Source organism: Mesorhizobium sp. M2A.F.Ca.ET.046.03.2.1, from assembly GCF_003952425.1.
Taxonomy (GTDB): Bacteria; Pseudomonadota; Alphaproteobacteria; order Rhizobiales; family Rhizobiaceae; genus Mesorhizobium.
Genome location: NZ_CP034449.1, coordinates 5,678,105 through 5,703,266 on the forward strand (window position 1 = coordinate 5,678,105; position 25,162 = coordinate 5,703,266).

The 25,162-nt window shown below is 64.9% G+C and carries 24 protein-coding genes, 1 tRNA gene, 1 pseudogene and 1 riboswitch; of the genes and pseudogenes, 3 read left to right on the forward strand and 23 right to left on the reverse strand.

Features of this window, described 5'->3' with window-relative positions:
• Positions 1–43: 43 nt before the first annotated feature.
• From EJ072_RS27015 to EJ072_RS27040, 6 genes are all read right to left on the reverse strand, one after another.
• Complete coding sequence (locus tag EJ072_RS27015; protein ID WP_126082086.1) at positions 44–406, reverse strand: hypothetical protein; 363 nt, start codon at positions 404–406, stop codon at positions 44–46.
• Entirely contained in the window at positions 406–798 is a 393-nt protein-coding gene (locus EJ072_RS27020; RefSeq protein WP_126082087.1) for a hypothetical protein, read from the reverse strand. The genes EJ072_RS27015 and EJ072_RS27020 overlap by 1 nt, the downstream gene beginning before the upstream one ends.
• A gap of 9 nt (positions 799–807) precedes the next feature.
• Positions 808–2,184, reverse strand: a complete 1,377-nt coding sequence (locus tag EJ072_RS37030; protein WP_126082088.1) for a hypothetical protein — start codon at positions 2,182–2,184, stop codon at positions 808–810.
• A gap of 254 nt (positions 2,185–2,438) precedes the next feature.
• Positions 2,439–3,656, reverse strand: a complete 1,218-nt coding sequence (locus tag EJ072_RS27030; RefSeq protein ID WP_126082089.1) for an ABC transporter permease — start codon at positions 3,654–3,656, stop codon at positions 2,439–2,441.
• Positions 3,653–4,360 (reverse strand): ABC transporter ATP-binding protein, encoded by a 708-nt coding sequence (locus EJ072_RS27035; RefSeq protein WP_126082090.1) that lies wholly within the window; start codon positions 4,358–4,360, stop codon positions 3,653–3,655. The genes EJ072_RS27030 and EJ072_RS27035 overlap by 4 nt, the downstream gene beginning before the upstream one ends.
• A gap of 4 nt (positions 4,361–4,364) precedes the next feature.
• Entirely contained in the window at positions 4,365–5,651 is a 1,287-nt protein-coding gene (locus tag EJ072_RS27040) for an efflux RND transporter periplasmic adaptor subunit (protein ID WP_126082091.1), read from the reverse strand.
• A 132-nt stretch (positions 5,652–5,783) separates the two neighbouring features.
• On the opposite strand from EJ072_RS27040, the gene EJ072_RS27045 reads away from it, so the two are divergent.
• Both EJ072_RS27045 and EJ072_RS27050 read left to right on the forward strand, forming a co-directional pair.
• Positions 5,784–6,686, forward strand: a complete 903-nt coding sequence (locus EJ072_RS27045; protein WP_126082092.1) for a PhzF family phenazine biosynthesis protein — start codon at positions 5,784–5,786, stop codon at positions 6,684–6,686.
• A 105-nt stretch (positions 6,687–6,791) separates the two neighbouring features.
• Positions 6,792–6,867: transfer RNA gene (locus tag EJ072_RS27050), tRNA-Lys, on the forward strand.
• Between the two features lie 174 nt (positions 6,868–7,041).
• Here the strand turns inward: EJ072_RS27050 and EJ072_RS27055 are convergent.
• The 8 genes from EJ072_RS27055 to cbiE form a co-directional block, all read right to left on the reverse strand.
• Entirely contained in the window at positions 7,042–7,374 is a 333-nt protein-coding gene (locus EJ072_RS27055; RefSeq protein WP_126060191.1) for a hypothetical protein, read from the reverse strand.
• A gap of 234 nt (positions 7,375–7,608) precedes the next feature.
• Positions 7,609–8,634 carry a nicotinate-nucleotide--dimethylbenzimidazole phosphoribosyltransferase gene (gene cobT, locus EJ072_RS27060; RefSeq protein ID WP_126082093.1) on the reverse strand — a complete coding sequence of 342 codons (1,026 nt, stop codon included), beginning with the start codon at positions 8,632–8,634 and terminating at the stop codon, positions 7,609–7,611.
• A gap of 24 nt (positions 8,635–8,658) precedes the next feature.
• Positions 8,659–9,426 carry an adenosylcobinamide-GDP ribazoletransferase gene (locus EJ072_RS27065; protein WP_126082094.1) on the reverse strand — a complete coding sequence of 256 codons (768 nt, stop codon included), beginning with the start codon at positions 9,424–9,426 and terminating at the stop codon, positions 8,659–8,661.
• On the reverse strand, positions 9,423–10,739 hold the full coding sequence (locus EJ072_RS27070) for a cobyrinate a,c-diamide synthase (RefSeq protein WP_126082095.1): 1,317 nt from the start codon (positions 10,737–10,739) through the stop codon (positions 9,423–9,425). The genes EJ072_RS27065 and EJ072_RS27070 overlap by 4 nt, the downstream gene beginning before the upstream one ends.
• Entirely contained in the window at positions 10,736–11,533 is a 798-nt protein-coding gene (cobA, locus tag EJ072_RS27075) for a uroporphyrinogen-III C-methyltransferase (protein WP_126082096.1), read from the reverse strand. Before cobA ends, EJ072_RS27070 begins: the two co-directional genes overlap by 4 nt.
• 14 nt (positions 11,534–11,547) lie before the next feature.
• Positions 11,548–12,312 (reverse strand): precorrin-4 C(11)-methyltransferase, encoded by a 765-nt coding sequence (gene cobM, locus EJ072_RS27080; protein ID WP_126082097.1) that lies wholly within the window; start codon positions 12,310–12,312, stop codon positions 11,548–11,550.
• Positions 12,309–12,695 (reverse strand): cobalamin biosynthesis protein, encoded by a 387-nt coding sequence (locus EJ072_RS27085; protein WP_126082098.1) that lies wholly within the window; start codon positions 12,693–12,695, stop codon positions 12,309–12,311. The genes cobM and EJ072_RS27085 overlap by 4 nt, the downstream gene beginning before the upstream one ends.
• Positions 12,692–13,933, reverse strand: coding sequence for a precorrin-6y C5,15-methyltransferase (decarboxylating) subunit CbiE (cbiE, locus tag EJ072_RS27090; protein WP_126082099.1), 1,242 nt, complete (start codon positions 13,931–13,933; stop codon positions 12,692–12,694). The genes EJ072_RS27085 and cbiE overlap by 4 nt, the downstream gene beginning before the upstream one ends.
• 1 nt (position 13,934) lies before the next feature.
• Between cbiE and EJ072_RS27095 the strand changes: the two genes are divergently transcribed.
• Positions 13,935–14,702, forward strand: a complete 768-nt coding sequence (locus tag EJ072_RS27095) for a cobalt-precorrin-6A reductase (RefSeq protein WP_126082100.1) — start codon at positions 13,935–13,937, stop codon at positions 14,700–14,702.
• Here EJ072_RS27095 and EJ072_RS27100 read toward each other — a convergent pair.
• From EJ072_RS27100 to EJ072_RS27150, 9 genes and pseudogenes are all read right to left on the reverse strand, one after another.
• The gene (locus EJ072_RS27100) at positions 14,666–15,430 is read right to left on the reverse strand and encodes a precorrin-3B C(17)-methyltransferase (RefSeq protein WP_126082101.1); all 765 of its coding nucleotides are present in this window, start codon (positions 15,428–15,430) and stop codon (positions 14,666–14,668) included. The two genes, EJ072_RS27095 and EJ072_RS27100, sit on opposite strands and share 37 nt — an antisense overlap.
• Entirely contained in the window at positions 15,427–16,176 is a 750-nt protein-coding gene (locus tag EJ072_RS27105) for a precorrin-2 C(20)-methyltransferase (protein WP_126082102.1), read from the reverse strand. The genes EJ072_RS27100 and EJ072_RS27105 overlap by 4 nt, the downstream gene beginning before the upstream one ends.
• Positions 16,173–16,805: a precorrin-8X methylmutase gene (locus EJ072_RS27110; RefSeq protein WP_126082103.1), complete on the reverse strand. Its 633-nt coding sequence runs from the start codon at positions 16,803–16,805 to the stop codon at positions 16,173–16,175. Before EJ072_RS27110 ends, EJ072_RS27105 begins: the two co-directional genes overlap by 4 nt.
• Positions 16,806–18,305, reverse strand: a complete 1,500-nt coding sequence (gene cobG / locus EJ072_RS27115; RefSeq protein ID WP_126082104.1) for a precorrin-3B synthase — start codon at positions 18,303–18,305, stop codon at positions 16,806–16,808.
• The gene (locus tag EJ072_RS27120) at positions 18,302–20,293 is read right to left on the reverse strand and encodes a cobaltochelatase subunit CobN (protein ID WP_245467001.1); all 1,992 of its coding nucleotides are present in this window, start codon (positions 20,291–20,293) and stop codon (positions 18,302–18,304) included. The genes cobG and EJ072_RS27120 overlap by 4 nt, the downstream gene beginning before the upstream one ends.
• Before the next feature lie 152 nt (positions 20,294–20,445).
• A pseudogene (locus EJ072_RS37035) lies at positions 20,446–22,061 on the reverse strand (cobaltochelatase subunit CobN); the annotation flags it as partial.
• A gap of 17 nt (positions 22,062–22,078) precedes the next feature.
• On the reverse strand, positions 22,079–23,116 hold the full coding sequence (cobW, locus tag EJ072_RS27140; RefSeq protein ID WP_126082105.1) for a cobalamin biosynthesis protein CobW: 1,038 nt from the start codon (positions 23,114–23,116) through the stop codon (positions 22,079–22,081).
• Positions 23,117–23,118: 2 nt separating this feature from the next.
• On the reverse strand, positions 23,119–23,544 hold the full coding sequence (locus tag EJ072_RS27145) for a DUF1636 family protein (protein ID WP_126082106.1): 426 nt from the start codon (positions 23,542–23,544) through the stop codon (positions 23,119–23,121).
• A gap of 39 nt (positions 23,545–23,583) precedes the next feature.
• A riboswitch (cobalamin riboswitch) is annotated at positions 23,584–23,787 on the reverse strand.
• Between the two features lie 30 nt (positions 23,788–23,817).
• Positions 23,818–25,017 carry a winged helix-turn-helix domain-containing protein gene (locus tag EJ072_RS27150; protein WP_126082107.1) on the reverse strand — a complete coding sequence of 400 codons (1,200 nt, stop codon included), beginning with the start codon at positions 25,015–25,017 and terminating at the stop codon, positions 23,818–23,820.
• Positions 25,018–25,162 lie beyond the last annotated feature (145 nt).

A 25,162-nucleotide genomic window follows, 5' to 3' on the forward strand; every position in this document is an offset into this window, starting at 1 on the left:
TGCGGTCTAACAAAGGCCGCTGCCTGTCGGCCTCGGCTGGCGTTCAACCACTCTTCTTAGGCTGGATGAACCACGCGTCGCCGCCCGCCGCCTGATATCCGTAGTGCCGCTCGTAGAATGACTTTAAGGCGCCTTCATATTGCGACAGGATCAGAATAGCGTCTCCGTATTGCGGCAAGGAATCGCTATCCAAAAGATCAAGATACTTGTGATCCGGAGCGCCTTCCAGAAGTTTAACGGCGTCAGCTAGCACCCGATTTATAAGATTTACTTTGCTAGTGCTAAGCGTTCCTTCCGGCTTCTTCTTTCCAAGGTCTTTAAGTTCCTTGAATAGCTCAGTGAATACGCCGATCACGGCCTCGTATTGTCTAACTTTAGATTCTGTTGTATAGTATTTGTTCGACATCACTTTTTCTCTTGTATCTTCTTCGGTGGCGCCGTCCGGATCATCACGTCTGATCCTTCGATGCGGTAAATCCAAACTCCGTTTGTTCCACGTTTTATGTTGTCAGCCCGCTTGCGCTCAAGCTCCTCGATGTATTGACCGAGGATAAGAGCGACATCACTTGTAGTCGGGACATCGTCCGCATCGAACTGATCAAAATCAGCCAAGGGTTTGTGCGTGGAGCCCAATATATCGTTTGCCTCACCAAGGATAGCGTTGACGAATTTCAACTTAAATTCGTTCAATCCATCGTTTGGCGATTTCTTCACAAGGGTCGCAATTTCCTTGTGAAGACCATCCATCTGACCGGAAATCTTCTCCAGCTTTTCTATTTGTTGAGGCGTCAAGGCCATTTTTCAATCCTAACTCGGACAATCTCGCCTGAATTCAATATATTTTTTCTTGATCACGTCGATGGGTAGTCGCTGTTTGCTCTCGAACAACTCCACCACCTGTTCGACGTCGGCATCAGTGAGTGTAATGATACTCCGGCGTTGACCCGACCAGAGATCGATTGTTCGTTGCTTTCGAGCGCCGGTTAGTGGATTGCGCGTCACCAATACTCCGAATTTTCCCAAACTGTCAGTCATGTAGGCGTTGAGCTGGTTCACATGATCACGGCTGACTTCTCGAACGTTCTTAAGCTCGAAGACCAATTGTCTTGAAGCATAGTCGTCAAATATGCCTTTTAGAAAGGGATCGGACTGGGAATTGTAAAAGATGAGGTCGCGTACAAGCGAACCACTGTCCGTTCGGCTTTGGACTGCAGCGAAATCAAGCTGGGGATAGAGTAGTGACGGAAAGAGATCGCCAATCAGTTTCTCGTATTCGCGGTCGGCGTTCTCATTTTTACCTGAAGGCAATTTCTTAATCGCGGTCAACTTGCGGCGGGCGGATATAACCGGAATCTGGGTAAAGAGCGGATCGTTTTTGCAATCTTCGAACGTTCTTTCCTTCTCTCTGATATAAGCGTCGACGACGTTGTAATTTGCGCGGTTGAAATTCAGGACGTCCACGCGTTCAAGTTTGTCTGCCTCATGCGAGATATCGTCCTGTGGACAATGTTCCTGGAAATAGTCGTCGTAAGAAATCCAAGGCCCGAAGCGAAGCCAGCGCTTCGGCACCAGAATCAGTGGAGCGCGCGTATCAGGGTGAAAAGGGAGTTGGACACCCCCTTCTGGTTTGAACTCGTTCTTTCGGTAGTCATAGACGTGGGGGAGGGTGTGGTCCCTCAAGGGAATCCCATGCCGATGACATTGTTCGATGGTGTAGTCGACGAGAAATGACTTTGTGAAGCTACAGGTGATATCGCTGATTCTATCTTTCGAAATACCGTCGATGAAAAACTGAATCTCTTCGAAGTGACGAAATCCAGCGCTGCCGTATTGTGGGATAGTTTTGAACAGGGAGAGAATTTCGTGCGCCTTGGTCTTACCCAGACGTTTCCCTTTTCTCGTGGCCGAAGCGCCGAGACCGACCTCATCACACTCAGATGCGGCAATCAATGTTCCAACGGCCTTCTTTTGCTCTCCCCGAAGGAAGAGCTGACCTAGTTGATTGAAGGCGTTGATGACGGCGGTGTGAAGCGCTTGATCCTGTTGTGACGGAGAGGCCCACAGGAGGAATGGATCGACGTAAAGTGGTATGTCTTCGTTGAAAAACGGTATGGCAAAATCAAGCTGCGCTTGTGGCGTTGGAATTCCGAAGTAGTCCGTCAGGCGAGGGTTAACGAGCACCATGGGGTCAGCGGTTCTAACTTTGTGTTGGCTACGCAGAGCGAATGTTCAGTCACCAATCCCCCGTATTTATTGTTTCTCGAACAGAAACATGTTGTCGACAGCAATGCTAGGCAAGTTTGAAACGGCTTTCGATACGGAAGAGCGTCCAAATAAAGTTCGGAATCCCCGTAAAACGGTAAATCAATCTAGCATTGTAGGGTCGGATGGTGACAGTGCTGTCGACGTGCGCATGCACCAAGGTTGTGGAATAACGGCTATTCGTGCCGCAGCGCGTCGATCGGATCGAGGCGGGCGCCGCGCAGCGCCGGGAAAAAGCCGAACACCATGCCGATCAGCGCGGAGAAGCCGACGGCGAGCAGGATGACGGCGGGGCTCGGCGCGAACGGTATCGTCAGCGCCATCGAGGCCATGCCGGCCAGCGACAGTCCGATCAGGATGCCGATAATGCCGCCGAGCAGCGACAGCACCGTCGCCTCGACCAGGAACTGGATGAGGATGTGTTTTTCGTGCGCGCCTATGGCCAGCCTGATGCCGATCTCGCGCGTCCGCTCGGTGACCGAGACCAGCATGATGTTCATGATGCCGATGCCGCCGACCAGGAGGCTGACACCGGCGACGGCGCCCAGCATGCCGGTCATGGTGGTCGTGGCGCTGGTCATGGCGTCGGCGATCTGGGTCATATCGCGGATGGCGAAATCGGGATCGCGGTCCGGCGTGATGCGGCGCATGTCGCGCAAAATGTCCTCGACGCGCGGCTGCAACTCGCTGGTCGGGGTGCGGTCGTCGGCGGCGATGTAGATGTTGTCGATGTCGCGGTTGCCGGCGATGCGCCGCTGATAGGCGTGCAGCGGCATCAGCACGACATTGTCCTGGTCCTGGCCGAAGCCGGTATAGCCCTTGGGCTCGAGCAGGCCGATGATCTTGCAGGAGGTGCGGTTGACGCGGATGATCTCGCCCTCCGGATCGCCGGCGCCGAAGAATTGCTGGCGCACCGTCTCGCCGATCAGGCACGCACCGGTGCCGGCGCGCGTTTCGGAATCGCTGAACGGCCGTCCCGACACCAGCTTCCAGTCGCGGGCGTCGAGATAGGCGCTGTCCGTGCCGGTGACTCCCGAGGTCAGGCTTTCAGTGCCGAAGATGATGCGGACCTGTTTCTGCGAAGCAGGCGAGATGGCGCGCGCGCCGCTCAGATGCGCGACGAGCGCTGCGACATCCTTTTCGGCGAGCGGCCGCACCGCCTGGTCGAGGCCGCCGGGTCCGCCTGGCCCCGCCGGCCGGCCGGCACGGACGACGAGAAGGTTGCTGCCGAGCTTGGAGATATCGGCCTTGACCTTCTCCGTGGTGCCGGAGCCGATGGTGAGCATGGCGATGACGGCGGCGACGCCGATGACGATGCCAAGCAGCGTCAGGAAAGAGCGCAGCACGTTGCGGCGGATCGAACGCAGCGAAAGGCGGACGGTCTCCCAGATCATGCCGCTGCCTCCGCCTTCATGGTGTCGGAGGCGACATGGCCGTCGAGGAAACGAATGGTGCGGCCGGCATAGTCCGCGACATCGGCCTCGTGCGTGACCATGACGATGGAGAGGCCGAGCTCGGCATTGAGCCTGGTCAGCAGCTCCATGATCTCATGCGTGCGCGCGGTGTCGAGATTGCCCGTCGGCTCGTCGGCAACAAGCAATGTCGGCCTGGTGACGATGGCGCGGGCGATCGCCACGCGCTGCTGCTGGCCGCCCGACAGCTCGGCCGGGGTGTGGTGCTCGCGCCCGACAAGCCCGACCTCGGCCAGCGCCTGCATGGCGAGGTCCCGGCGCTCGCGCGCTCCAACGCCGCGATAGATCAGCGGCAGCTCGACATTTTCCGCCGCGGTGGTGCGCGGCAACAGATTGTAGCCCTGGAAGACGAAGCCGACATAAAGGTTGCGCAAAAGCGCGCGGCGGTTGCGGTCGAGCCGGCCTGCGTCGATGCCCATGAAGGAGTAGGTTCCAGCCGTCGGCGTGTCGAGGCAGCCGATGATGTTCATCGCCGTCGACTTGCCCGAGCCGGAGGGTCCCATGATGGCGACGAATTCGCCGCGCCGGATGGCGAGATCGACGCCGGCCAGCGCATGCACGCGGGCCTCGCCTTCGCCATAGCTCTTCCAGACCTTGTCGAAGGTGATGAGCAGGGGAGCCGACATGTCGTCAGCTCCGCTGCTGCGCGCCGGTGATGACTTGCGCGCCCTCATCGAGGCCGGAGGTGATCTCGGTCAGCTCACCATCGGTCGAGCCGATCCTGACGTTCACCGGATGCGGCCGGCCGTTCTCCAGCACATAGAGCGTGCGCGAGCCGTCGGTCGGCGCCTTGGTCGGCTCGCGCTGCCGATTGGGGCGGCCCATGCGGCCGGTGAAGAGATCGCTCAGGCTCCAGCTGCGCGCCTGCTGCTGCATCGGGCGATAGCGGAAGGCCGTCGAAGGAACGGTAAGCACGCCCTTGGCCTGCCTTGTGACGACCGAGACCGTGGCCGTCATGCCGGGCCTGAGCAGAAGCTCGCCATTGTCGACTTCGAGCCGCGCATTGTAGGTGACGACGCCATCGGTGGTGACCGAGGCGTAGGAGATGTCGCGGATCTCGGCGTCGAACGGGCGGTCGGGGAAGGCATCGACGGTGAAGCGGGCGTGCTGGCCAGGTTTGACCTGGCCGATGTCGGCCTCGTCGACCGCCGCCCGCAATTCCATGTTGCGAAGGTCGGCGGCGATGACGAACAGCACCGGCGCCTGCAGCGAGGACGCGACCGTCTGGCCGGGATCGACCGAGCGTGTGAGCACGATGCCGTCGATCGGCGCATAGATGGTGCTCTTGGCCAGGTCTGTCTGCTGCGCCTTGAGTTCGGCCTGGGCGATGGCGAGATTGGCCTCGGCGCTGTCGAGCGCTGCCTTCGAGCGGTCGCGCGTTGCGGTTGCCGCTTCGAGCGACTGGTCCGTCGCCATGCCGCGCTTGGTCAGCGCGCTGGCGCGCACCACCGCGTTCTCGTTCTCCTGCAGTGTCACCTTGGCGTCCTCGACGGCGGCCGCAGCCGCCTTGGCGGAGGCGGTGGCGCGCTCGATCTGGACCTCCAGCTTGGCGGTATCGAGCGTCGCCAGCACGTCGCCCTTCTTGACCTGCTGGTTTTCATTGACCGCAACGGAGCGGACGATGCCGGAAAGCTCGCTGGAGATGTCGACCTGGGTCAGCGGCTGCAGCGTGCCGGTGGCGGATACTTCGACGGTGAGGTCCGCGGTCGCCGCCGGCACGGTGGTGTATTCAATCCTGGGGGGCGCCGCGGCGTACCATTGATAAAGGGTAATGCCGACCGCTGCGACCGCTATCGCCAGCAGGGCGTAAAGCCAGAGGCGGCGACGCTTGCGGCTTACGCCCTTGCGGTCCAGGCCGAGCGCGGCCTCTATGGAAGTACCGGATTCCGCCTTTGGCGGATTGACAACCTGGTCCACCCCGGACCCCTATGCTGGAAATCGATGTCCCTGTCCGTGCACAGATCAGGCTTTGAGGTTCGAATTTCAAATTAAATTTCCCTCATGTTGGGATTGGGGCAGAAATTCGGGGCGAGGCGAAAGGTTTTCTCCATGGCGCGCAATTACTTGCTTTACGATGTGTTTACCACCGAAAGGCTGGCCGGAAATCCGCTTGCGGTGGTACTCGACAGCGATGGGCTCGACACTGCCGGCATGCAGGCGATCGCGCGCGAATTCAACCTGTCTGAGACGGTGTTCGTGCTGCCTCCAGACAATCCGATGCACCGCAACCGTATCCGCATCTTCACGCCCGACTATGAAATGCCTTTCGCGGGCCATCCGACGGTCGGCTCGGCGATCGCGCTGGCGGAACTCGCCGAGGAGGAGGCCGGCATTTTCGTGCTGGAGGAGAATATCGGGCCGGTGCGTTGCGCGGTGAGCAAGCATGACGGCTCTACTTTCGCCGAGTTCGACCTGGCGAAACTGCCGGAAGCCTTGGAGCTCAAGGCCGATCCGGAAGCGATCGGCGCCGCGCTCGGCCTTGGCCCGCACGAGATCGGCTTCGAGAATCACCGCGTCGCCTTCTGGTCGGCCGGCGTGCCTTACGTGACCGTTCCCGTTGCCGGATTGGAAGAGGCGGCCAAGATCAGGCTCGACAACCAGGCGTGGTCGGAATTGGCGCCCCGCAAGAGCGAATGGGCTTTCGCCAGTCCATACGTCTATTGCCGAGAGACAGTACATCACGACAGCGCTTTCCATGTCCGGATGATCGTGCCCGGCACGCCGTCCTACGAAGATCCCGCGACCGGTTCGGCTGCAGCGGCCTTTGCCGGCGCCATCATGCATTTCGACACCCCGATCGACGGCGTCTCGCAGCTCTGGATCGAGCAGGGCCTGGAAATGGGCCGGCCCTCGCGCATCCGGCTGGAACTCAATGTCGATGGCGGAAAACTGGCCTCCGCGCGCATCGGCGGCCATGCCGTCAGGGTCGCGGAAGGCAAGCTTTTTGTGTGACGGGTGCGGCAATTCGGCGATTTGTCGGGAAATGATCCGGCAGGGCTAGACATCCCCGGAAGCGGCGGCTATATGCGCCGCCGACGCTGGTTTTCCCGGCGGTGTGGGTGTGTAGCTCAGTTGGTAGAGCAGCTGACTCTTAATCAGCGGGTCCACAGTTCGATCCTGTGCACACCCACCAATTTTCCGATGGTATTTCTCCTTTTAGCCCGCCTTCGCGGCGGATTGAGCCGTTAAGGCTCAAGACCTGCAACGATCGCCCGTCAGACAGCTCTCATGACGATTGCTGCCCAACCGGCGATCGCAGGATCAATCCATAAGTGGCAATGCCGCACCAGGCCACGGAAGATGTCCGCTACGCCTGGAAGAATTCCTCGATGTCATCCAGAACGGTGATGGTTGCAACGATGTCCAACGGACTATCCCAGTCGACATGAAGAAGGAATTCAACGCCTCCTGCTTCCCCGCCGGCCACGCCGTGGGGGCCAACATTGGTCACATAAACATTAGCGGAGCCAAGATTTGGGCGCCCAAGCGTCTTCGGTCCGCCACCAAAGCCACCGAAGGCAGGTATAAATTCCGCTGCTGTTATGATCACCGCAGAGTCTAAGTTGATCGGGTCCCAATTGAAGTTCTGACGAATTGTGCCTTTCATTCCCCGATACAGTACTCTAATCGAACGAGCCACGCCTTCCTCCGTTTCTGAATAAATATCAACATTGGAATAACCACTATGTGATTTGGCATGGCCTCGGAATTTGATCTGTGATGATAATCACAAATCATCCGAAATTAATCGTAAGATGATCTTTAGCTGATCCGGCGTCAGATCAGTGCAGCTGGCAAAATCCGCTAAATTTACATAAATTTAAGCCGATTTGCAGAAACAGAAAATTGCGGACCAATCTGTTGGGAAGTTCCGTTATTTCTCCGAAACACCCGCCTCGGCAAAGCTTGCCATCCTGGCATGGCATTCCAGCGCCGAGCGCACGATGTTGACGGCGAGGCAGGCGCCTGAGCCTTCGCCGAGCCGCATGCCTAGATCGAGCAGCGGCGGCAGGCCGAGCGCTTCGAGCAGGCGGCGGTGGCCGGCTTCCGCCGAGACATGGGCGGCGATGGTATGGGCGAGGCCAGTTGGATGCAGCCTCGCGAGCGGAGCGGCGGCGGCGGTGCACACAAAACCGTCGAGCAGCACCGGCACGTTGTTCTTGCGCGCGGCGAGCGTGGCGCCAAAGATGGCCGCAAGCTCGCGGCCGCCAAGGGCGGCAGCGATCTTCAAAGGGTCTGAGAGCGAATCGACATGGCGCTTCAGGCCGGCTTCGATCGCCACCACCTTGCGCTTCAATCCGGCATCGTCGATGCCGGTGCCACGCCCGGTCCATTTCTCCGCGCTGCCGCCAAAGAGGGCGGTGGAGATCGCGGCCGCCGGGGTGGTGTTGCCGATGCCCATCTCGCCGAAGCAGACGAGATCGAGGTCACTCGTTACTGCGTCGTAGCCGGTCGAGACGGCGGCGAGGAAGTCCTGCTCGTCCATCGCCGGCACTTGCGTGAAATCGCCGGTCGGATGGTCGAGATCGAGCGGGATGACGTCGAGCTTGGCGCCGGCGATGCGGGCAAGCTGGTTGATGGCGGCGCCGCCGCCGGCGAAGTTCGCCACCATCTGTACCGTCACTTCCGACGGATAGGCCGAGACGCCTTGCGCGGTGACACCGTGATTGCCGGCAAAGACGAAGACCTTCACATGATCGAGCTTGGGCATGTCGCGGCCCTGCCAGCGGCCGAGCCACGCGGCGATCGTTTCCAGCCTGCCAAGGCTGCCCGGCGGCTTGGTCAGAGTGTCCTGGCGGCGGGCGACGGCTCCGGCGGCGGTGTCGCTGCCAGTCGGAAGATCGAGGCAGGCGGCGCGAAGGTCTTCGAGCGATTTGAACGAGGCTGGTTGGGGGGACATGGGGGCAAGGTCTCCGAAACAGAATCAGGAAAGGCAGACGGAAGCGACGAGAAGAACGGCGATCTCGCCAAGCTGCTGCAGCGCGCCGATCGTGTCGCCGGTCTGGCCGCCGATCTGGGCGAGGCAAAGCGCGCGGAAGCCCGCGAAGACCAGGCCGAGCAGGATCAGCGCCGCGATGGCGCCGCCGAGGCCGAGCGCCAGCAGCGCCACGGCGCCGAGCGCAGCGCCGATGGCGGCGGTCTGGCTTGCGACAAAGCCCGCATTCGCCGACAGACCGTCGCTGCGGGCCGGCGGCAGAAGATGCATGAAGGCGCCGAAAAGCCCGCGCGAAGCGGCGTGCGCGGCGAGCAGCGCCAGGAAGATGTGGCCGGGACCGGCGAGTTCGGACAGCGCGCTCCAGCGGATAAGCAGCGACAGCCCAAGCGCGGCCGCGCCATAGGCGCCGATGCGGCTGTCGCGCATGATCTCCAGCTTCCTGTCGCGCGTCCTGCCGCCCCAAAAGCCGTCAGCGATGTCGGAAAGCCCATCCTCATGCAAGCAGCCGGTGGGGAGCATGGTCGCGGCGAGCGTGAGCGCCGCAGCAGGGCCGGTGGCAAGACCCAAGCTGTAGGCGATGGCGCAGACAAGCGCACCGATGATCGCCACTGCAAGACCGGCGAAGGGCGCCGCCCAGATCGCGTCGGCAAGGCTGCGGCCGCCGAAATCGCTCGACGGCAATCTCAGCCTGGTGAAGAAGACGAGGCTGAGGCCGATATCGTCAAGCAATTGCCGGGGCGCCGAAGGGCCGCTCATGCGCTCCTCGCAATGGCATGGAAAAAGGTGCCGCTGACATGGCCGCGCCGGTAGCCGGAAGCGCCGAGCGGGTTGCCCTGGCCGTCGGCAAGATCGGCCAAGGGCTCGTCATTGCCGATGGCCGTCATCTGGGCATAGTGGAATTCGTGGCCGCGGATCAGCGTGCCTTCCGGCCCCAACGGGCAGGCGGCGCGCAGCCGCGCCTCGCGATAACCGAGATTCATCTTGCGCCTGGCGAAGCTGGTCGAATGGCCAAGCAGGCCGAGCATCTTATGGCTTGTCCCCTCCGCGTCTTCCAGCTCTTCGCCCAGCACCATGAAGCCGCCGCACTCGCCGTGAACCGGCTTCGTCGCCGCAAAGCGGGCCATTCCCGCCTGGAATCTCGTCGCGGCCGCCAGCTTGCCGGCATGCAGCTCGGGATAGCCGCCTGGCAGCCAGCAGACATCGCAGTCCGGCGAAGGCCCCTCGTCGGCAAGCGGCGAGAAAGGCACGATCTCGGCGCCGGTCTTGCGCCAATGCGTGGCGACATGCGGATAGAGGAAGGTGAAGGCGGCATCCTCAGCTAGCGCGATGCGCTGCCCGGGCGGCTGCAGCGCGTCACCGAAGTCGCCGGCCGCTGGTTCGAGCGGTTTCGCCAACGCCAAGATGGCATCGATGTCGAGCGACCTTTCGACCATGTCGGCCAGCCGGTCGAGATGCGCCATCAGGTTCTCGTACTCGCCGGCCTGGACGAGGCCGAGATGCCGTTCCGGCAGGTTCAGCGTCGGATCGCGCAGTATGGCGCCGACCACAGGCAGGCCGATCGCCTCGATGGCGTCGCCGGACAGCCGCCGGTGGCGTTCGCTGCCGAGCCTATTGAGCACGACGCCGGCCATGCGCACATCCGGATCGTAGGTCGCGAAACCCTTGGCCACCGCCGCCGCCGTGGTCGACTGTCCGGAAACGTCTAGCACCAAAAGGACGGGCAGGCCGTAGAGCCGGGCGAGATCGGCGGCCGAGCCTGAGCGGCCTTGCGAGGCGGGGATGCCGTCAAACAGGCCCATGGCGCTTTCGAGGATGATGTATTCGGCGTCGTCCGCAGCCTGGGCCGCCAGCGCGTTGAGCAGGGCAGGCGACATCGCCCAGCTGTCGAGGTTGACGCCGGAGAGGCCGGTGGCGGCGGTGTGGAAGCCGGGATCGATATAGTCCGGTCCGGATTTCGCGCCGCGCACTTTCAGGCCGCGCCGGGCGAGCGCGCGCAACAGGCCGATGGTGACGCTGGTCTTGCCCGAGCCGGAGCGCGGCGCGCCGATGATGATCGCGCGCGCCGTCATGCGCCGCCCGTCAGTGCCGCGCGCATGGCGACGATGCCGCCGACGACGATCAGCGCCGGCGAAGCGAGCCCTGCGGCAGCGGCTTCGTCCGCGATGGTGGAGAGCGTGGCTACGACGATTCGTTCCTGCGGTGTGGTCGCCGCGACGATCACCGCGGCGGGGGTCGTCGGCGCGAGGCCGCCCTCGAGCAGCTTTGCCGCGATCACCGGCAAATTGGCCATGCCCATATAGACGACGACCGGCTGTCCGGTGCGGGCGATCGCCGCCCAGTCGATATCGTCATCGGTGCCTGCCGCATGGCCGGTCGCCAGGATGACGGCCTTGTTGATGCCGCGCATGGTGGCGGGAATGCCGGTCGCGGCCAGCGCGCTGAGACCGGAGGTCAGGCCGGAGAGCACCCGGAACGGGATTTTCTCGCCCGCCAACGCCAAGGCCTCTTCGCCGCCACGGCCGAAAATGTAGGGATCGCCGCCCTTGAGCCGCACGACGCGGCGGCCATCGCGCGCCAGCCGCACAAGCAGGGCGTTGATGTCGTCCTGCTTCATCGAAGGCTGGCCGCCGCGTTTTCCGGCGTAGAAGAGTTCGGCGCCCTGGGCGACCGCCACGACGTCGGGCGAGACCAGCGCGTCATAGACGAGCGCGTCGCATTGCCCGAGCGCCGCCAGCACCTCAAGCGTCAGGCAGCCGGGATCGCCGGGGCCGGCGCCGGCCAGCCAGACATGGCCCGGTTCCAGCTCACGCGGTTTGAAGTTCAGCCGCGCCAGCGCCTGCTCCACATTTGCCCGTCCGTTCATGTTGGCGCCGCCGTTCACAATCCGTCCCGTCCGCGAAAACGCCGCTGGTAGTGGGCGTCGTAGAGTGAGCTTTCGCCGAAATCCTGCGCGGCGAGCGCGCTGCCGACGAAGATGATCGCCGTGCGCTCCATCGGGTTCTGCGCCAATTGCGCTTCGATGGTGCCGAGCGTGCCGGTCAGGATGCGCTCGTCCGGCCAGGAGGCACGGAAGACGACCGCGACCGGGCATTCGGCGCCGTAAAGCGGCGTCAAATCGGCGACGATGCGGTCGATGGCGTGGATGGCAAGATGTATGGCAAGCGTGGCGCCGGTGCGGCCGAAGCCCGCCAGCGTCTCGCCCGGCGGCATCTTCGAGGCGCGGCCGGAAACGCGCGTCAGCACCAAGCTTTGCGCGAGCTCGGGAATGGTCAATTCGCGACGAAGTGCTGCCGCTGCTGCCGCGAAGGAAGGCACGCCTGGGGTCAGCGTGTAGGGGATGCCGTGCTTTTCCAGCCGCCTGATCTGTTCGGCCACCGCGCTCCACACGGAAAGGTCGCCGGAATGCAGGCGCGCGACATCCTGGCCGGCCTTGTGCGCGGCGACATATTCGGCCTCGATCTCGTCGAGCGACATCGGCGCGGTATCGACCAGTCTCGTGCCGGGCGCGCAATGCGCGAGCAGTTCCGGCGCGACGATCGAGCCGGCGTGGAGGCAGACCGGGCAGCTGGCCAGCAGCCGAGCGCCGCGCAGGGTGATGAGATCGGCCGCGCCCGGACCGGCGCCGATGAAATGGACCGTCATGGCGCGTCTCCGCTGATGGCGATGGCGCAGGTGACCGGGCCAAGCACGGTGCGAGGCCCGAGCAATCTTGCGCCGGCCCCGGCAACGGCGAGGGCGGACGCCTCCGAAACCGACGGCGTGCCGGCGCGGCTCTGCGAGAGATCGCAACGGCTGCGGGCGCCGGGCGAGGCCAGTCGCAGGACCCGGTCATCGGCAATGACCACCGGCAGGTTGAGCGCGCGGCCTGCGGCGGAAATCGCCGCCTCATCCTTTTTGAGCGGGGCGGTCGCCAGGGCCGAAAGCGCCGATGTCGCGAGGCCATGCGCTTCAAGCGCCGTCTCGATCGCCGCCAATACTTCTTCGACGCTCACGCCTTTGCGGCTGCCTATGCCCGCGACCATCATGGTTTTATCCAGCTCCACTGCGTGACCGGCATGGCCGGACGCCAGGCCTGCATCGAGCCGACCGGCGCCGCGCGCGACAGCGCGATGCGGGTTAGGTCGCCGCCGCGCCTGTTGTGCTGGTCGAGCAGCAGCGCCTCCATCTCCAGTGTCACGGCATTGGCGACAAGCCGGCCGCCGGAACGGAGCGCCTTGATCGCCTTCTCCAGCACGCCGGCATCGCTGCCGCCGCCACCGATGAAGATCGCATCCGGCGTTTCGAGCTTGGCGAACGCCTTGGGCGCTGAGCCTTCGACCACGACAAGGCCGGGCACGCCGCAATGCGTGGCGTTGCGGGCGATGCGCGCGGCGCGTTCGCCGTCGGCCTCGATAGCGATGGCGCGCAGCGAAGGATGGGCCAGCATCCATTCGATGCCGATCGAGCCGGAGCCGGCGCCGATGTCCCACAGCAGCTCGCCGCGCTTGGGCGCCAGCGCCGACAGCGTGATGGCGCGGATCTCACGCTTGGTGATCTGGCCGTCATGCTCGAACAGGTGGTCGGCGAGGCCGACGGTCAAGGGCAGGATGCGCGCATCCGGCGTCGATTCAATTTCAAGCGCCAGCACGTTGAGCGGGTTGATGTTTTTGAGATCGAAGGCATCGGCGCGGGAGGCGCGTCGCGTTTCGTCGGGACCACCGAGCGCTTCGAGGACCGTCAGCCGCGACGGGCCGAAGCCGAATTCGTCGAGCAGTCCGGCGATGGCCACGGGAGCGTCTGCGTCCGATGTCAGGGCAAGGATGCGCGCGCCGGGTTGGAGCAGGGGGCGGATCAGGTCGATCGAATGGCCGTGCAGCGAGATGGTCTCGATGTCCTGCAAGGCCCAGCCGAGACGGGAGGCGGCCAGCGATAGAGACGACGGCGCCGGCAGAACGAGCATCTCATCCGGCTCCACCTTGCGCGCCAGGGTGACGCCGACGCCGTGAAAGAATGGGTCGCCGGACGCGAGCACGCAGACGTCCTTGCCCGCGAGCGCCAGCACCTCGTGCATTTCGGCATCGAAGGGCGTCGACCAAGGTGTCGCTTTCCCCTTAATCAGGGATGCAACGAGACCAAGATGCCGCTTGCCGCCGAAGACGAAATCGGCCTGCGCGATGCACTGCTTGGCCTCGTCGCCGAGACCCGCTACACCGTCCTCGCCGATGCCGACGATGGTGAGCCATTTTGAGGCTGGCTTGGCGGCGCGCGGACCCTTAGCAGGCATGATGACCCACCGCATTCTGATCCTCGGCGGAACGACCGAAGCCCGGCAACTCGCGGGAAAGCTGGCTCGTCGCGCGGATTTCTCGATCACGCTGTCGCTGGCCGGCCGCACCGAAAGTCCGGTCGCGCAAGGCGTGCCGGTGCGTGTCGGCGGCTTTGGCGGCGCCGACGGACTCGCCGCCTATCTTCGCCAGGAAAAAGTCGATCTGCTGATCGATGCCACGCATCCCTACGCCGCGCGAATCTCTGCCAACGCCGCTGAAGCGGCGCGGCAAACCGGCGTGCCGATCCTGGCCTTGCGGCGCCCTGGCTGGGAGCCGGGCGCGGGTGATCGCTGGACGCTGGTCGACAGTGCCGCCGAGGCGGCAAGCGCGCTCGGCAGGGCGCCGCGCCGCGTTTTCCTGGCGATCGGCCGGCAGGAGGCAGGCGTCTTCGAGGCCGCGCCCCAGCACTGTTACCTGATCCGCAGCGTCGACCCGGTCGAGCCGCAGCTGGCCGTGCCCGATGCGCTCTATCTGCTGGCGCGCGGACCGTTTCCGGAAGTGGAAGAGCGAGCGCTGCTCGAAAAATACGGGATCGATGCCGTCGTCTCCAAGAACAGCGGCGGCGAGGCGACCTACGGCAAGATCGCCGCCGCGCGGGCGCTCGGCATCGAAGTGGTCATGATCCGTCGGCCGCCTCTGCCTGACGTGCCCTCGGCCGAAACCGTCGATGCGCTGGCGGCCAAAGTCGATCATCTTTTCGCGCCCGTTGCCGAACGCGGCGTGTAGACCAGCGCCGGCTTCTCGCCGCGCCTGATGATGCGGGTCTCGGGGGAGCCGATGATGATGCAGGTCGACATGTCGGCTTTTGCCGCATCGGCGTCCGCCAGCAAAAACACCTCAATACGCTCGTCCGGCCGGCCGGCGGCGCGGCCGAAGATCACCGGCGTGGTGCCGGGCAGGATCGCCTTCAGGCACTCGAAGGCTCGGCCGAGCTGCCAGGGGCGGGCCTTGCTGATCGGGTTGTAGAGCGCGATGACGAAGCCTGCTCCGGCAGCCGCCAGCAGGCGCAGCTCGATCAGCTCCCACGGCTTCAGATTGTCGGAGAGCGAGATGGCACAGAAATCGTGGCCGAGCGGCGCGCCGATGCGGGCTGCGACGGCAAGCATGGCGGTGACGCCGGGGACGACAGCGAGGTCGATGGCGCGCCATTCGTCGGGACCGGCCTCGATCGCCTCGCAGATGGCCGCGGCCATGGCAAAGACGCCGGGGTCGCCGCCGGAAACGACGGCGACGCTATGGCCCTCGGCCGCCTTGGCCAGCGCCTCGTTGGAACGGGCGAGCTCCTCGCGGTTGTCGGAGGCGATGCGGGTCTGATCCGGCCGCAACTCCAGCCGGTCGAGATAGGGCTTGTAGCCGTAGAAGAAGGAAGCCTCGGCGATGGCATTGGCAGCCTGCGGCGTGACCTGGTCGGCGTTGCCGGGTCCGAGACCGATGACGGTAAGGCGGCCACTCACGGCTTAGCCCCGGGCCGGGCGGACCAGCCGGCGACCAGCACGATGGCGAAATAGGGCGCCTTGTCGTCCGGCTTGTCGGCAAGCCGCATCGAGACGCTGCCCGGCATGGTGCCGCGCTCGACATAGACAGCCTTGGCCAGCTTGCCGGTCGCTTCCAGCGCGCGCCTGATCTTCGGCAGGTTGCGGCCGACTTTCATGATCACCGCGGCATCGGTGTCGGCCAGCCGGCGGGTCAGCTCGAACTCACTCATCGTGCCCGGCAGCACGGTCAGCACATCGTCGCCCTGGACGATCGGCAGGCCTGTGGCCGACCAGCAGCCGGACATGGCGGTGATGCCGGGGATGACTTCGGTCGGAAAGCGGTGCGCCAGGCGCACATGCAGATGCATGTAGGAGCCGTAGAAGAGCGGATCGCCCTCCGACAGCACCGCCACCATCCTGCCGGCGCCGAGATGCTCGGCGACTTGTTCGGCCGACTGCTCATAGAAATCGGCGATCTGCGCGCGATAGTCTTCGTGATCCTTGTCGATCTCGGTGGTCACCGGATAGAGCAGCGGCAGCTCGACCATGTCGGGCCGGAAACGCGCCTCGACGATGGCGCGCGCATTGCTGTTGTTGCCGCGCTTGGCGAAATAGGCGACGACATCGGCCTCGGCCAGCGCGCGCGCGGCCTTCAGCGTCAGCAGCTCGGGATCGCCGGGACCGGTGCCGACGCCGACCAGACGGCCTTTTACAATTGCGTTCACAGGCCTGGCCTCGCCAAGGAATTGAGCGCGGCGGCGGTCATGGCGCTGCCGCCCAGCCGGCCGCGCACGATGGCATAGGGCACGCCGTAGGAATTCTCGGCCAGCGCATCTTTCGATTCTGCAGCACCGACGAAGCCGACCGGCATGCCGATGATCGCGGCCGGCTTCGGCGCGCCGTCGCGCAGCTTTTCCAAGAGATAGAAGAGCGCCGTCGGCGCATTGCCGATGGCGACGACCGAGCCGGCCATGCGCTCGCCCCAGAGGTCGATCGCCGCCGCTGAGCGGGTGTTGCCGATTTCTCTGGCGATGTCATGTGTGCGCGGATCGCGCAGCGTGCAGATCACCTCGTTGCCGGCCGGCAGCCGGGCGCGGGTGACGCCATGCGCCACCATCTCTGCATCGCAGAAGATCGGTGCGCCGGCGGCAAGGGCCGCGCGGGCCGCTTCAACGAAATCGTTCGAGAAAACGAAATGGCTGGCGGCTTCGACCTGGCCGCAGGCATGGATCATGCGGATCGCGACATCGGCTTCCGCCTCGGAGAAGCGCGACAGGTCAGCCTCGGCCCGGATGATGGCGAAAGAGCGCTCGTAGATCGCGTTGCCATCGTGGATATAATCGTAGGCGGCCATTCACTGGTTCCGTCGATAGAGTTCGGCGATGCGGGCCGCGCCAAGCCTTGTGAGGCAAGCGGCGGCGGTCTCGCCTTGATGTCGTTCACCGCGAACCGCAGCCGCAATGGCGGCGACCCCGCGCGCGGCGTCATAGCCCGGCCTGTATCCGGCAGGAAGGGCCTTTGCCGTCCCGTCCACGACAAGTCCGGCTCCGTTTTCGTCGCCGACTAAAGTGAGCATCGCCGCCCCGGGATGCGCGCAACCCTTGGCGCAGCCGGAAATGTGAAGCGTCAGCGAAGTGTCGAGGAGTTCGGGGCTTTCCGCCGCGATTGTCTCGGCGATGGCGCGGGTTGCGATATTGCCGGAAGCGCAGGCCGGCGTGCCGGGACAGGCGGCGATCCGCGTGCGCGGATCGGCGGGGGAGGTCACGAAGCCGAGCGTGGCGGCGGTGGATTGCAGCGAGGGGCTGGCGGACGGGGAGAGGCCGAGGACAAGCAGGGCGCGGCCGGGGGCGAGGCGGATTTCGGTCGAGCCAAGTTCTGCGGCCTTTGTGGCAAGCTCGACAAGGTTCTGCGCCGGCATGCTGCCGAAGGGCAGGGCGATGCCGAGGGCAGTGCCTCCCGCAAGACTGAAGGTGTCGATGGGACTTCCCGCCGGCTGGCGTTCCATCGCCCCCCTCTCTGTCCTGCCGGACATCTCCCCCTCAAGGGGGGAGATTGCCTTGCCACCGCGGCTTTCGCCAATCGCAGACGTGAAGACGTGCGGGTTCGCCGCAGAGAGGGAGCCGTCGGCAAAGCTGCCAATCTCCCCCCCTGAGGGGGAGATGTCCGGCAGGACAGAGAGGGGGGCGCCGGAGTGCCAACTTGCCAGTGAATTAAGCTGTCTCTCCGTGAGATCCCGCGTATGCGCCTGGCGGCCTTTTTCAGCGACCATTCGGAGCGCGGCCACAGTGACGTAGCGTGAGGCTTCTTCCTCGACCATTGCAAGTGGCTTGGCGCTTTGATCATCACCGGCAACAGATACAGCCCACAGGACGCCAGCGCCGGCCCGCACCGCCTTGAGCCTCACATCGGCCGCCACGGCATCCATCGTCAACTGCCCGCCGCCATCGACAAGCACCGATACCTTCGGCCCCAGCCTTGCCGTCAGCCCAGCTTCTTCGATCGCCGCCCTGAGTCGCTCGGCCAGCGGACGCGGGTCAGCAACCTCCTGCGGATCGATCCCCGCCAGCGGCCCCGTCTCGACGGGCACGCCGGTCCGCACTTCAATACCAAGCGCATCCACCTCAGCCGCCAGCATCCGGGCGCTTTCCGCGCTCAGTCCGCGGATCTGCAGGCTGCCGCGCGCGGTCACTTCCATGATACCATTGCCGTGGCGCAGGGCGGATTCGCCTAATCGGATCAGCAAGTTTGGCGCAAGTCCTCCAGTGACTGGATTGAGCCGCACCATAAGCCCATCACCAGTCTGCATCGGCGCGCTGAGGGCCGGGCAAGCGCCGCGGCGTGAAAAGGCGTTCATGCCGCCACCCCGTTTGTTTCGGCTTCGGCGATCAAGGCAGCGAGATCGTCGTCGATGGAATTCCTGAGCGGATGCCAGAGGCCTCGCCGCCGGGCAGCGAGGAAGCGCTCGGCGATGACCTTTGCGGCGGCAGGGTTCTCGCGCAGCAGGAAGGCGCGAACGTCCGGGTCGCCGACATAGGCGTCATGCACGGCCTCGATCAGCGCGCCGGAAATGGCATGGGTGGTCTCGGCGAAGCCAACCAGGCGGTCGACCGTTTCGGCGAATTCCGAGGCGCCGCGCGGGCCGTGGCGCATCTGGCCGGCGATGAAGCGCGGGTTGACGGCGCGGGCGCGGACCACGCGCGAAACCGCTTCGCCGACCGAGCGCGGCTTCGGCTTCTGCGGGTCGGTGGTGTCGAGCACAATAACGTCGGCGTTGCGGCCAAGCGCTGCAAGCGCCGCCGAAAAGCCGCCGATGAAGGCGACATCGGCCGAGCCTTCGAGGATATCGCGGCCCGGATCGTCGCCGGTGTGGACGAGCAGGTCGGCCTCGGCGATCCGTCCCTCGAAGGCACCGGGCGCGGCAATCGCTTCTCCGTCGGCGCCGCCATAGGCGTGCGAGGTGGCGTCGAGATAGGCGCGGCCGATCTCCTCGCGCACGCCCCATTCGCCGCGCGACAGCAAATCCTCGACACCGGCGCCATAGGTGCCGGGCGAGGTGCCGAAAATGCGCGGGCTGATCTTGCCATGAGCGCGCGTCGCCGCGGCAAGGGGGTTTTCCGTATCGTCCTCGTCGCGGCCGGCGACGGCGCTGGCGGCGGCGTCGATCAGCGCGATCTGGGTCGGGAACATGTCGCGGAACAGGCCGGAGATGCGCCAGGTGACGTCGACGCGCGGCCGGCCGAGCGCCGCCGGCGGCAGCACCTCGATGCCGGTAATACGCCCCGTGGCGGCATCCCATTGCGGCCGGCAGCCCATCAACGCCAGGCCTTGCGCGATCTCCTCGCCGCCGGTGCGCAAGGAGGCCGAACCCCAGAGGTCGATGACCAGCGAACGCGGCCAGTCGCCATGGCTCTGCATGTAGCTGCGCACCACTTCCTCAGCCGCCGCCTGGCCAAGGTCATAGGCGGTCGGCGTCGGCATGGTGCGCGGATCGGAGGTGAAGAGGTTACGGCCGGTGGGGAGCACATCGGAGCGGCCGCGCGCCGGCGCGCCGGCGGGGCCTGCCTTGATGTGGCGGCCGTCGAGCGCGGCGAGCAGGTTGGCTTTCTCGGCCGCCGCGCCCTGCCGGCGCAGCGGATCGGCTTCGTCTTCCGTCGCGCGGCCATAGACATGCAGCCCGTCCTTGACGGCGAAATCCTTGAGATCGCAGAGCCAGGCATCGATGCGGCGCAGCGCTTCGTCGGGCTGGTCGGTCTTGGCAACGCCGGCTTCCGAGGCAAGCCCGGTCTTCCGCGCCGTCTCGACGATCAGCTTTGCAAGTCGGTCGCGGCGGCGGCGGTCGAGCCCATCGGCCTGGGCATATTCGTCGACCAGCCGTTCCAGCCTCTGTTGGGCCTCGTCGAGGCCGGCGCCGGTCATGGGCGGGGGCAGATGGCCCAGCGTGACGGCTGATATGCGGCGCTTGGCCTGCGCCGCTTCGCCGGGATTGGAGACGATGAAGGGATAGATGACCGGCAGCGAGCCGGTGACGATTTCGGGGAAGCAGGTGTCGGAGAGCGCGACCGTCTTGCCCGGCAGCCATTCCAGCGTGCCATGCGCGCCGACATGGACGATGGCATGCACGCCGAGCGATTTCCGCAGCCAGAATCCGAAGGCGATCAGCTCGTGGCGGGGAGGCAGGGTTGGGTCGTGGTAGTCAGCGCGGCGGTCGGCCGAGCGGCCACGGTCGGGGGCCAGTGCGACGGTGACGTTGCCGAAGGTCGCGGCGCGGAAGGGGAAGTGTTGCGGGGCGGCAGCCTTCAAAGGCAGGCGTTCCGTCGCCCCCTTCTCTGTCCTGCCGGACATCTCCCCCTCAAGGGGGGAGATTATTTCTTGCGCTCGGCTTTCGCCAATTTTCGGCCTAGCAAGGGGAGAGCCGGCGGCGGAGCTGCCAATCTCCCCCCTGAGGGGGAGATGTCCGGCAGGACAGAGAGGGGGGCCTCGCGCAGCCCTATCTGGTCTTCCGCGTTGCCCCAGGCAGCCCTGACTGCATCACGCGCGCCTTCCGGCAGTTCAGCGGACAAGCGCAGGTAGTCTTTTGAACTTAACCCGTGGCCACCCACCTCCAGCGCATCCAACAACGCCCGCGGCGATTGCGGAATCCCTTCAACCGCATAGCCCTGTTCCTTCAGGTCATGCATCATCGCAAGCACACTGGAGGGCACATCAAGCCCGACCGCATAGCCGGTCCGCCCTGGCGCGCTCGGATAGTCGGGGATCAGGATCGCCAGCTTGCGCTCGGCCCGCTTGGTCCTCTGCAGGCGGATAAACGCCGCGATCCGCTTGGCGACCTGCGCCACGCGGTCCATTTCCGGCCGGTTGGCAAAGGCGCGAAAGGCCAGTGCCGGATCGGTCTCGATCTCGCCCTTGAAGGAGATGGCGCCGGCCAGGATGCGGCCGTCGAGCTCGGGCAGGACGACATGCATGGCAAGATCGGCGGGCGCCAGGCCACGCTGGTTGTTTTCCCAGACCTCGCGGCGCGTCGTGGCGACGATGACCTGGAAGATCGGCACGCCGGCGCGGTCGAACAGGGTCTCGGCGCCGGGCTCCGCGCCGGATGCGAACGCGGTGGCGGTAATGATGGCGGCGGGGTGCAGCGAGGCGAGGGCGGTTTCGACGAAGGCGAGCGACGCCGGGTCTTTCAGGCTGGAGACGAAGATCGGCACGGGCGCGATGCCCTGCGAGCGTAGTGCGTCGACCAGCGCATCGATCGGCGCGACATCGGCGGCCAACAGCATCGAGCGGTAGAAGAGGATTGGGATGACGGCGAAATTGTCGACGTCGAGTTCCGTCGCCCCCCTCTCTGTCCTGCCGGACATCTCCCCCTCAAGGGGGAGATTGCTCTGTCATTGACGGCTTCGCCAATCGCAGACGTTGCAGATGGCTCTTTTGATGCCGACGAAGAAAAGGCGCCGAGGCTGGTGACGGCTGATCTCCCCCCTTGAGGGGGAGATGTCCGGCAGGACAGAGAGGGGGGCGAAGGATCGCCGACCACTGAAAGGTTCGGCTTCTCAACGACACCAACTCCCGGCTGATAATACCCAGCCTTCGGCACGCCGACCGGCTCGGCAACCGCCGCATCCGCTCCCGCAAGCCGCGCCAGCCTCCGCACCAGTGCGCTCATATTGGCCGGCCCGCCTTCGCGGAAATAGCCGAGCAGGGCGTCCAGCTCCGCACGCGGCAGGGTCGAGCCTTGGATCAGGCGCTGGTCCTCGTCATGACTTTCGCCGGGCAGCAGCGCGAGCTTGATGCCGCGCTCGCGCGCCACCGCGGCGAGCTGGTCGCAACCATAGCGCCACCAGTCATAGCCGCCGAGGATGCGGACGAGGACGACCCTGGCGTGGCGGGCGACGCTGTCGATCCAGAGATCGACCGACATCGGGTGGCGAAGATCGCGAAGAGCCGCCAGCCGCATCGAGGGCAGCCGCGCGGCATCGGCCTTCCAAGCAGCGGCCAGGCCGGCGAGGTCGCTGTCGGTGAAGGACAGCGCCACGACATCCGCAGGCGTCTGCCTGAGGTCGATCGGCTCGGCGAGATCGTCGAGCGAAGCGGATGTTGTGGCGAGGATATGCATCGCAGTCCGGATTTCCCTCAGCCGGCGAGGATACGCTCGATCGCCGGGCGGTTCAGCCCCTTGAGGCCGATGACGACAAGCCGCGAGCGGCGTTCGTCTTCGGCTGTCCAAGCGCGGTCGTAATAATGGTTGACGCGCGGGCCGACGGCCTGGAGCAGAAGCCGCATCGGCTTGCCGCCGACCTCGACGAAGCCTTTGACGCGCAACACATTTTCCTGCTCTGCGGCAAGGGCGACGCGCTTTGCCAACTCGTCCGGATTGGCAATCGACGGGATGTCGATGACGAAGGAATCGAAATCGTCATGCTCGTGGTCGAGCTCGTCGTCGTGATGGGTCTTGCGGTTCTCAATGTCGTCCTCGACGGCGAGGCCGAGGCCGAGCAGTACCGAAGGATCGACCTTGCCCTGCGCGGTCGGCACGATTTTCACGGCGCGCGCCACATGCTCGCCGATGACGGCGTTGGCGCGCTCAGAGCCCGCCGCATCCATCAGGTCGCTCTTCGACAGGATGATCAGGTCGGCGCAGGCGATCTGGTCCTCGAACACTTCTTCGACAGGATCGTCGTGGTCGAGCGAGTCGTCGGCGGCGCGCTGCGCCTGGAGGGCATCCATGTCCGAGGCGACGCGGCCGTCAGCCAGCGCCGGGCCATCGACCACGGCAACGACGCCGTCAACCGTCACGCGGCTCTTCACCGTCGGCCACTGAAAAGCCTGCACAAGCGGCTTCGGCAGAGCGAGGCCGGAGGTCTCGATCAGGATGTGGTCGACCTTCGGCGTGCGAGACAGGATCTGGTCGAGCGCCGGCACGAAGTCGTCGGCGACGGTGCAGCAGATGCAGCCATTGGCGAGCTCGACGATGTTTTCCTCCGGGCAGGTGTCGACGCCGCAGCCCTTCAGGATCTCGCCGTCGATGCCGACATCGCCGAACTCGTTGACGATGATTGCCAGCCGCTTGCCCTTGGCGTTCTCGAGCAGGTTGCGGATTAGCGTCGTCTTGCCGGCGCCGAGGAAGCCGGTGACGACGGTGCAGGGCACGCGGGAAACGGAAGCGTTCATGGTCAGTCCTTCAGCATGTCGCGGGGAGGGATGCGGGCAACCAGGCCGCGCTTGAGGGAATCAGGCCGGCCGCGCCAGGGGATCAGGCCGTCGGTCGAAGTGGCGAAGAGCTTTGCACCGGCGACGAGGTCGGCGCCGCTGGTCGTTTCCAGATCGCCGAAGACGTAGCTCCAGCAGCCGTCGCGCAGAAGTGCTGCGCTCAGCCGGCGCTTGCAGTTGCCGAGGCATTCGACGGTGCGGATGCGGATGTTTTCGCCCGATGCAGCACGGCGCGTGCCTTCGGCCAGCAACGCGCCGGCGCGCGGATGCGCATCGGACCCGGTCTCGTCGCGGCAGGATGAGCAGACGATGACGGTCACGCCGTCCGACGCGTCGGGCTCGGACGAAATGTCCGCGATGTTTGCCGGGAAACTGCCGTTGCGATCCAAAACCAGGCTCCTTGCCCGGAAAACCCGCCGGGCATTCGGATACTTAAAGTCTCAGACGGCAGGTCTCCTGGCTCGCGGGTCGTCGCCTCAGATGCCGCCTTCCCGGGAACATCCCAGTGGTTTTCGGCCGGGGCTCGTCGCTCACAGTTGCGGGGACAGCCGCGGATTTGGGTTTTGGCCCGCACCGCATTCCCTCTTGGCTCCTCCCTTTGCCGGGAGAAGACCGTCTGGGTCAGGATTTAGGCTTACGGCTAGGCGCCTGTCAACGCGCGGCTACGACACTGCGATGTCGGCCAGCGCCGGTCCGAGGTCGCCGGCCGGCGTCACTTCGATCGCCTCAAGGCCGAGCCAGCCCTGCGTCTGCTTCAGCTCCTCGAAGAGTTGGGCTGCCGTCTCGGGTGGCGCGCCGGCCTCGGCATAGGCGGCGTGGACGCGCAAGATGCTCGCAGGCCGGTCGGCCCTCAGGTCGACGCGGGCGACGATGCGGTCGCCGAACAGGAAGGGCAGCACGTAGTAGCCGTATTGGCGCTTTTCGGCCGGCGTGTAGATCTCGATGCGGTAGCGAAAGTTGAAGAGCTTTTCGGTGCGCGTGCGTTCGAAGACCACGGGATCGAAGGGGGCGAGCAGGGCGCGCGCTTCGATCCGGCGCGGGATTCGCGCGTCCTTATGGAGATAGGCGGGCCTATCCCAACCTTCGACCTTCACCGGCAGCAATTCGCCGGTTTCAACCAGTTCCTCGATGCGGTCCTTCGTATCGCCGGGCGCCAGCCGGAAATAGTCGCGGAGGTCGCCATAGGTGGCGATGCCATGGGCACGGGCCGAGATACGCAGCAATTCGCGATGCGCGTCCTCGACCGAGGGTACGGGCAGGTCGAGCACGGCCTGCGGCAAAACGCGCTCGGGCAGGTCGTAATAGCGTTCGAAGCCGCGCCGGTAGGCGGTGGTGATGCGTCCGGCCCAGAACAGCCATTCGAAGGCGTGCTTGGCCTCGCTCCAGCCCCACCAGCCGCCATTGCCCTTATGGCCCTCAATGTCGGAGGCGGCGATCGGCCCGCAATCGGCGACCTCTCTATAGATCTCGTCGATCATTTCCTTGCGCTCACGGCCCCATTTGGCCAGGCCGAGATACATCTCCTCGCCCTGCTCGGCGCGCTGCATGCGCCAGCGCAGCAAGGGGTAGGTCTCGACAGGCAGGAACGAGGCCTCATGCGCCCAATATTCAAAGACCGCGCGCTTGCGGGTGACCGCGGCGTTGTCGAGCAGCGCAAGCGGGTAGGGGCCGAGGCGGGAATAGAGCGGCATATAATGAGCGCGCACCACGGCGCTGACGGAATCGATCTGCAACAGGCCGGTTCGCGAAAGCACGCGCGCAAGGTGCCGGCGATCCGGAACCCCTGCGGGACGAGGGTCGTTGAACCCCTGTGATCCAAGCGCAATGCGCCTGGCCATGGCGAGCGAGATCTTCTCCTTCATCAAGCTGTCCTTGCCCCGATCGTCCGTTGGATTTTTAGCCGGTGATTCCGGCCATGCTAGCAGGCAAATGGCGGGAGATATGTCAGGAGAGAAAAGTGGAGTAAAAAGCGAAGGAAATCAAACAGGAGCGGATCGGACCAGTTTC